5 protein-coding genes are annotated in these 7,538 nt (G+C 71.5%); 3 read left to right on the top strand and 2 right to left on the bottom strand.

The window, feature by feature from the left end; all coding sequences use genetic code 11:
- Positions 1-170 precede the first annotated feature (170 nt).
- A complete protein-coding gene (locus F1721_RS34115; protein ID WP_150070985.1) occupies positions 171-1,007 on the bottom strand; it encodes an SAM-dependent methyltransferase in 837 nt (278 codons plus the stop codon).
- 124 nt (positions 1,008-1,131) lie between these two features.
- Between F1721_RS34115 and F1721_RS34110 the strand changes: the two genes are divergently transcribed.
- The 3 genes from F1721_RS34110 to F1721_RS34100 all read left to right on the top strand — a co-directional run bounded on the left by F1721_RS34110 (position 1,132) and on the right by F1721_RS34100 (position 2,640).
- Complete coding sequence (locus F1721_RS34110; RefSeq protein WP_150070984.1) at positions 1,132-2,001, top strand: helix-turn-helix domain-containing protein; 870 nt, start codon at positions 1,132-1,134, stop codon at positions 1,999-2,001.
- A 110-nt stretch (positions 2,002-2,111) separates the two neighbouring features.
- Complete coding sequence (locus F1721_RS34105; protein ID WP_150070986.1) at positions 2,112-2,345, top strand: DUF397 domain-containing protein; 234 nt, start codon at positions 2,112-2,114, stop codon at positions 2,343-2,345.
- Entirely contained in the window at positions 2,329-2,640 is a 312-nt protein-coding gene (locus tag F1721_RS34100; protein WP_150070983.1) for a hypothetical protein, read from the top strand. The genes F1721_RS34105 and F1721_RS34100 overlap by 17 nt, the downstream gene beginning before the upstream one ends.
- A 4-nt stretch (positions 2,641-2,644) precedes the next feature.
- On the opposite strand, the gene F1721_RS34095 is transcribed toward F1721_RS34100, so the two are convergent.
- Positions 2,645-7,417, bottom strand: a complete 4,773-nt coding sequence (locus tag F1721_RS34095) for a tetratricopeptide repeat protein (protein ID WP_150070982.1) — start codon at positions 7,415-7,417, stop codon at positions 2,645-2,647.
- Positions 7,418-7,538 lie beyond the last annotated feature (121 nt).

Raw genomic sequence — 7,538 nt, 5'->3', positions numbered from 1 at the left:
TTCGCCACCCTCAAAAACTGGCACGTCCTCGACCGCGTCCGCTGCTGCCCACACCAAGTCAGCACCCTCGCCCAAGCCATCCTCACCCTCCAACACGAAACAAGATGAAAAAGGCTCATTGAAATCGGACGTTCGATTTCAATGGAAATCGCGGCACCCCGGGGCGACGGTCAGGGTTTGCGGGCCACTGCTCCGGCGATGCAGTGCTGGACCGGGTAGAGGGGTTTGAGGCGGGGGCCGGTCGGCCACCAGTCCGCGCAGCGGACCAGGCCCGGCTCCACGAACTCCAGGCCCGGGAACATCGCCTCGATCTCGGCGTGGGTGCGGAACACCCCGGTGCCCATCGGGCTGTGCAGGAACGTCTGCTCCATGCGCCGCGCCAGGTCGCTGTGCTCCTCGGTCTCCGGGTCCAGGAAGTGGCTGATGCCGACGTAGGAACCGGACGGCAGCGCCTCGATGTACTCGCGCATGATGTCCTGCGGCGGCCGCTCGCCGTCGTAGTGGTGCAGCGTGCCCATCTGGAACAGCGCGATCGGTTCGCTGAAGTCCAGGCGGCTGCGCACCACCTCGTCCTGCAGGATCTGCGCCGGTTCGAAGATGTCGGCCGGGCTGAAGTGGGTCTGGGTGTTCTCCTCCAGCAGCGCTCGCCCGTGCGCGAGCACCACCGGGTCGTTGTCGACGTAGACCACCCGCGCGTCGGGGGCGATCCGCTGCGCGACCTGGTGGGTGTTCTCCGCGGTCGGCAGCCCGGATCCGCAGTCCAGGAACTGGGTCACGCCGGTCTCCGCGGCGATGAACCGGGTGGCCCGGATCAGGAACTGGCGGTTGTCCCAGGCGAGCTGCGCCGCTTCCGGGGTGACCTCGCGGACCCGGCGGAAGACCTCGCGGTCCACCTCGTAGTTGTCCTTGCCGCCGAGGAAGGCGTCGTAGACGCGGGCGATGCTGGCCTTGCTGGTGTCGATGTGGATCGGGGTCTCGCCATCGGAGGCGCTGAGGTCGGCAGTCATCGGTGTCCTCGCTGGGCGTTGGTCGTCGGGGCTCGGAGGGTTGCATAGCGTACGAGCTTCACTGCACTGCGTAAACATCCGATGTGCTATCACTTCGGTGAGCAGGCGTTGAGGAGGTGCGGCCATGGCGCGGGAGAGCGCTGCCCGCGACGGGAGCCCGACGGCACGTCGCATCATCCTGGGTGCCCAGCTGCGGCGGCTGCGCGAGGCCGCGGAGATCCTGCCCGCGGAGGCGGCGCGGGCGATCCGGGGTTCGGAGTCCAAGATCAGCCGCATGGAGCTGGGCCGGGTTTCGCTGAAGGAACGCGACATCGACGACCTGCTCACCCTCTACGGCGTGCACGACGAGGAGGAGCGCGCGCACTTCCTCCAGCTGGTCGCCGAATCCCGGCAGCCGGGCTGGTGGAACCGGTACGCGGAGTCGATGCCGCCGTGGTTCCAGGACTACGTGGGCCTGGAGGGCGTCGCGGCCCGGATCCAGACCTACGAGTTGCAGTTCGTCCCGGGACTGCTGCAGATCGAGGACTACGCGATGGCGCTGGCCAGCTCGGGGCACCCCGCGCTGGCCGACGACGACACCCGCCGGCGGGTGTCGCTGCGGATGAAGCGCCAGAAGCTGCTCGCCCGCCCGGACGCCCCGCGGTTGTGGGCGGTCATCGACGAATCCGTGCTGCACCGCCCGATCGGCGGCATCGCGGTCATGCGCGCGCAGATCGACCACCTGCTGGAGATGACCAAGCAGCCGAACATCGCGCTGCAGGTGGTGCCCTTCGCGCTGAGCGGGTACGCGGCGGAGGGGTCGTTCACGATTCTGCGCTTCGCCGAGCCCGAGCTGCCGGACGTCGTGTACCTGGAGCACCTCAGCGGCGCGCTGTACCTGGACAAGCGGGAGGAGATCGAGCGCTACAGCCGTACACTCGATCGGCTGATGGTGGACGCGCGAACTCCGGAGCAAACCCGGCAAATGCTGCGGAAGGTCCGCGCCGCGCTCTGAATCACCTGATCTTCGACCACGCTGGGTGATCGTCTCGTTGCGGAACGCTGTGGTACCGTCTCGCGCAATGGCGTATGCAATTGCATGTGCAGCCGATCCAGGGAGACCTGATGAACGGTAGGTACGAAGTCCCCGTCACCGCTTTGCCGGGTGTGACCTGGCGAAAGTCCCGCCACAGCGGCAAGTGGGGCAACTGCGTCGAGCTCGCGGCACTGGACGACGGCACCATCGCACTGCGCCAGTCGCGTGAGCCGGACGGTACCGCGCTGATCTACACCAGAGCCGAGCTGGCCGCTTTCCTGAGCGGAGCCAAGGACGGTGAGTTCGATGACCTCGTCAGCTGAGGACCAGTCCAGCATCCGGTTGCGCAAGCTGGTGGCCCGCGGATTCCGGTTGATGCCGCCGGTCCGCGACGCCGACGGCGAGCTCATGGCGCTCATCTACGTCCGCCCGCACGGCGACATCGTCGACGTCGTCGAGCTGCGCGGCGAGGACGACGTGCGCGCGGCGCGCGTCTCCCAGGAGCAGGGCCTGACCGCGAACCCGGCCACCGCGGAGTGGCACACGGCCGGTGCGGCGTGCGAGGTCCTGGACCAGGTCCTGGCGCTCCCGGAACGCCTGATCGTCGCCCGCGCCTGACGGGTCAGCCGAGGCGCGCCAGGAGGGTGCTCGCCCGCTCCGCGAAGGTCTGGTCCTCGGTGCGGGCCGCCCGGTCGAGCAACTCGCGCGCCGCGTCGAGGTCGCCGCGCTGGTAGTGGAACTCGCCGACGCGGTAGGCCGCTTCCGCGATGAGCTCGCTGTCCTCGGTGTTGGCGAGGGTGTAGCCGTAGTGCCGGGCCGCCTCGGCGTGCTCCTCGCGCCAGTAGTGCAGTTCCGCCAGGTGCGCTGCGGCCAGCGCCGCCGACGGGTGCCCGAGGTCGATCAGCGCCTGGAACCACGGAGCCGCCGCCTCGATGTCGCGCCGCCGCTTGGCGATCAGGCCCAGGTTCATCGCCGCCTTGGCCGACAGCTCCTGGTCGTCGGACTCCCACGCCCGCAGGTTCCAGGCGCGCGCTTCGTCGTCGTCCTCGTCGTAGTAGGCGATCGCGGCCAGCTCCAGCAGGGCTTGGCCCGCGTAGTGGTCGTGCGGGGCGACTTCGACCAGCTGCCGGTAGGTCTGCCGGGCCTGCTCCACCTCGCCGTCCCGGCGCAGCGACTGGGCCAGCGCGTAGACCGCCATCGGGGAGAACTGCTCGTCGGCACCGTCGGCGGCTTCGCGGAACATCTCGATCGCCCCGGCCGTGTCTCCTTCGTCGCGGCGCTTGAGCCCGAGCATCGCCTTCATCGCCGGGCCCAAGATGTCGTCCGGGCGCTGCATGAGCTCTTCGGCCGCTGCCGGGTCGTCCTCGCCCAGCAGCTCCACCAGCCGGTACTTCGCCACCGCGGCCAAGCGCTCGTCGCCGGTGTCCAGCACCCGCTCGTAGGCCTGCCGAGCTCCCGCCGGGTCGTCGCGGCGCTTCAGGACATCGCCCAGCGCCAGCACCGCCGCCGGGTCGGGATCGGGTGCGCCGATCTCCACCGCGCAGCGCAGGTAGATCAGCGCCGAGTCGGTGTCGTCGACGTCGAGGAACTCGGTTCCCGCGTCGTAGGCCCATTCCGCGACGTCGCGTTCCGGCACCACCTCGGCCAGGCGGCGCAGCGTGTCCGCCGCCGCGCGGTGGTCGCCGCCCGAGTGCTGCTGCTCCAGGACCACCCGGGCGCCGTGGATCGCGTCCTCGGTCAGGCCTTCGTGCACCGAGTGAGCGGCGGCGTTGACGTAGGCGGCGACCGCGCCGGGCAGGTCGCCCTCCTCGTGGCGGATCATGCCGATGCCGAGTTCGCCGCGTGCCGCGATGTCCGGGTTGGCGGACCTGCTGACCCGCTCGTACTCGACCCGGGCCGCGTCGCGATCGCCCTGCGCCAGCAGCATGTTCGCCAGCCTGCTCCGCGCCGCCTCGGACTGCTCCGGCACGTCCAGCGCCGCTGCCTCGCCGAACCAGCGGACCGCGGTGTCCAGGTCGTCGGCCTGCACCGCCCGCTCGCCGAGCCAGAGCATCGCGGTGATCGCCGTGCTCGGGTCGTCCGAGCGGGATGCGCGGTGCAGCAGTTCGTGCGCCGCGTCGGCCGTTTCGCCGATCTGCGCGATGCGGCGGTGCAGCGCCTCGCCGAACTGCGCGGGCGACTCGGCGGCCGCTTCCGCCTGGTCCCAGGCCCGCCGGGCTTCGACGGGGGCGCCGGACTCGTGGTGCAGCTGCCCGAGCAGCACCCCGGCGTCGAGCGCGGAAGCCCCCTCCGCCGCCTCGAAAGCGTTCCGGCACGCGGACTTCGCGCCCTCGACGTCGTTGAGCCGGGTGAGCAGCTGCGCCAGCAGCACTCCGGCCTGCGCGCCGTGCTCGGGGTCGGCGGTGGCGCGGCGGTACCAGGCCAGCGCGATCGCGTGCTCGCGCTGCTGCTCGGCGAGCTGACCGAGCTGCACGCGGCCCAGGGGTGCGACGTCCGGGTGACCGTGGTCGGCGACCATGCGGAAGAACGCCCGCGCTTCGGCCGGGTCCTCCACCGCGGCACCGAAGTCCAGCCCCAGCTGCGAACAGGTCCGCAGGTCGTCGCCGGAGACCTCGGTCAGCACCGAGGCCGCGGCCGCCAGGTCCGTCCACGCCGCGCACCAGAAGTCGGCCACCCGGTCCGACCCGAACTGCTCGACGATCGCCGCCCGCGCGCCGTCGACGTCGCCCTCCGACATCAACCGGTAGGCGCGCATCTCCGCGGTTTCGGCGCCCATCTCCTGGTAGACGCGGGCGCTGATGTCCTCGTCGCCGAACGCCAGGGCCTGCTCGTAGGCGGCCTTGGCACCGGCATCGTCCCCGGTGTCCCGCAACAGGTTGCCGAGCGCCAGCGCGGCCTGCGCTTGCACGTCCGCCACGCCGGAAGCGATCGCGCGCTCGTAAGCCTCCTTCGCGAGCCCGACCTCGCCTTGGTCGGCGAGCAGAGGAGCGCTGTAGGCGTTCGCCCACGCGGCCTCGGACTGGTCCCCCACCGTTGCGGCGCGGTCGAAGGCCTCCAACGCACCCTCGAGGTCTCCGCGCTCATCGCGCAGCGCGCCCAACCGCAACGCGGCCACCCCGGCGATGTCAGTGTCGCCCGCAGCGGCCTCGGCCAGGTGCACGTCGGCGCCGTCCAGATCACCGTCGTTCTGCAGCAGCTCCGAGAGGTGGTACCGGGCGACGGCTGCTTCGCGCGGCTTGTCCCCCTCCGCCGCCCGTTCCCACGCCGCGCGGGCCCCGGCCTTGTCGCCGGCCTCGTCGCACAGCGCGCCCAGGAAGAGCAGAGCCTCCTGCCTCCGGTCTGGATCACCGGCTTCGGCCACCAGCGATAGCACCGCCCCGGTGAACTCGACCTCGCCCTGCGCCTGGTGCCGGTGCGCCAGGTTCAAGCCCAGCTCGGTCGCGCTGGCGTGCGGTTCCGGATCGTCGGCCAGGTCGGCGAGGACCGCGCGTGCGCTTTCGAAGTCGCGGCGAACGGCATGCGCGCCGAAGGTGGCCAACATCGCGACCTCAGAGTCCGAGCCAGCGGCCCGGTCGAAGCACTCCAGTGCCGCGTCCAGGTCGTCGGAGAGCACCAGGTGCTCGCCCAGCAGGTAGGACGCGCGCGGCGCGAACTCCGGGTGGCCGCTGTCGATCGCGGTCCGGTAGAGCGCCACCAGCTCGTCGTCGCGACCGGCCATGCGGTAGAGCATCGCGAGCTTGCCGAACACCTCGCCGAGCAGCGCCGGGTATCCCGCTCCCGCAGCGGTGGCGAACGCCGCGATCACGTCCTCCGGCTCGCCGTGCTCGACCAGCAGGTCCCCGAGCTGCGCGGCCGACCACGGGAGCAGCATCGGGTGCCCGTCGGCGACGATCCGCTCTAGCAGCCGCACCGCGTCGTCCGCCCGCTGCTCGCGGACCAGCCAGCTGGCCAGCAGCTGACCGGCCTTGGTCCGCACCAGCCGGTTCGGCGACTCGACCAGGCAGCCCAGCAGTTCCACGGCGGCGGTGACGTCCGAGGTCAGCAGCAGCTCCGCCCGGACCAGCGCGGCCAGGTCGCGCACCTGCGGATCGGCGCTGGCGGCGAGCTCGTCCAGCCCGGCGTCCTCGTCGTGCTCCAGCCGGAAGATCGCCTCCAGCACGGGCCGCGCGCCGGGCTCCTCGATCATCGCGCGGCGGAAGGCGGCGTCCTGCACGAGCGAGGCCTCGTCGGACGTCGAAGCCCGTTGCAGGGTACGGCGGGCCTGGTCGAGGTCACCGGCGACGGCCTCCAGCAGGCCGAGCGAGTTGGCCGCCATCACCGACCACATCCGCACGTCCATGTCGATGACCTGCTGGTAGGCGAGGCGGGCGGCGGCCAGGTCGCCCGCGCCCGCGGCCTGGTGCGCGCGCAGCGCGAGCTGCTTGGCGTCGTCCCCGGCCGGGTCCTGCTGCGCGTCGAAGACGTCCATCATGGACAGTGCGAGTTCGGCCTGGTGCGCGATGTGCGGGTTCTCGGCCTGCGCTGCCCGGCGGAACGCCGCGGCGGCGGCCTCCTGATCGCCGTGCTCGTACTGCAGCACCCCGAGGTTGTAGGCGGCCAGCGGCGCCTTGCCCTCGTGCCCGGACGCCACGACCCGGCCGAAGGTCTCGATCGCCCCGGCGACATCGCCCGTGTCGCGCTGCAGCTCGGCCAGCACGCCCAGCGCCTCGACCGAGAAGTGCGGGTGGCGGGTGTTGATCACCCGCTGGTAGATCTCGCGCGCCTGGTCCGCCTGGCCCAGCGCGAGCAGCTGCATGCCCAGGTGGATCAGCGCGTGCAACCGGATGCTGGGGCGCGGGTCCTCGGCGGCGGCCCGGAACGCCTCGGCCGCAGCCGCCGCGTCTCCCTCGCCCTCCAGCACGCCGCCGAGCAGCACCTGCCCCCAGCCGAGGTGCTCGGGGTGGCGGTAGCCGATGATCCGCTCCGCCATCTGCCGCGCGATCGCGGAATCCTCGGCGTGCAGCGCGTAGAGCTTCGCCGCGCTCAGCGATCCGTAGTTCGGGTGCCCGCTGTCCAGCAGCCGCCGCAGGATCGGTTCGGCGTCGTGGTCGCGCCCCTGCTCCAGCAGCGAGCACGCCTGCTCGTAGGCGACCTGAAGGTACTGGTCGGTGGACCGCTGGCCGGGCGCGGGCAGCTCCAGCTCCCCGGCGATCTCGACCACGCCGGGATCGCTGCTGGTCAGCGCCCGGTCGCGCGCTTCCCGGGCGCCCTCGACATCGCCGAGCATGTGCAGCACCTGGGCCAGCAGCGCGTCGGCGCGACCGGCGGCGTCCGGGTCGGCGCCATCGGCGGCGAAGCGCAGCACGGCCTGGGCGGCGGTCAGGTCGTCGGCGTCGAACAGCAGCAGGCCTAACAACTCGTTTCAAAATGATCGGCGCGTCTGCTGGCCGTAGTTGATCAAGTGTGGGCATGCTGATGTGGTGATTGAGAAGTTGGTTCCCGACAGTCTGTGGCAGCGGGTGGAGCCGTTGCTGCCG

It is taken from the genome of Saccharopolyspora hirsuta (assembly GCF_008630535.1).
GTDB classification, from domain to species: Bacteria; Actinomycetota; Actinomycetes; order Mycobacteriales; family Pseudonocardiaceae; genus Saccharopolyspora; species Saccharopolyspora hirsuta.
The sequence above is the reverse complement of the archived record's forward strand: the minus strand, read 5'-3'. Positions and strand labels throughout refer to the sequence as shown.

Excerpts from the sequence above, each read along its gene's own strand:
- F1721_RS34115 (WP_150070985.1), bottom strand. The coding sequence starts at position 1,007 with ATGACTGCCGACCTCAGCGCCTCCGATGGCGAGACCCCGATCCACATC.
- F1721_RS34110 (WP_150070984.1), top strand. The coding sequence starts at position 1,132 with ATGGCGCGGGAGAGCGCTGCCCGCGACGGGAGCCCGACGGCACGTCGC.
- F1721_RS34105 (WP_150070986.1), top strand. The coding sequence starts at position 2,112 with ATGAACGGTAGGTACGAAGTCCCCGTCACCGCTTTGCCGGGTGTGACC.
- F1721_RS34100 (WP_150070983.1), top strand. The coding sequence starts at position 2,329 with ATGACCTCGTCAGCTGAGGACCAGTCCAGCATCCGGTTGCGCAAGCTG.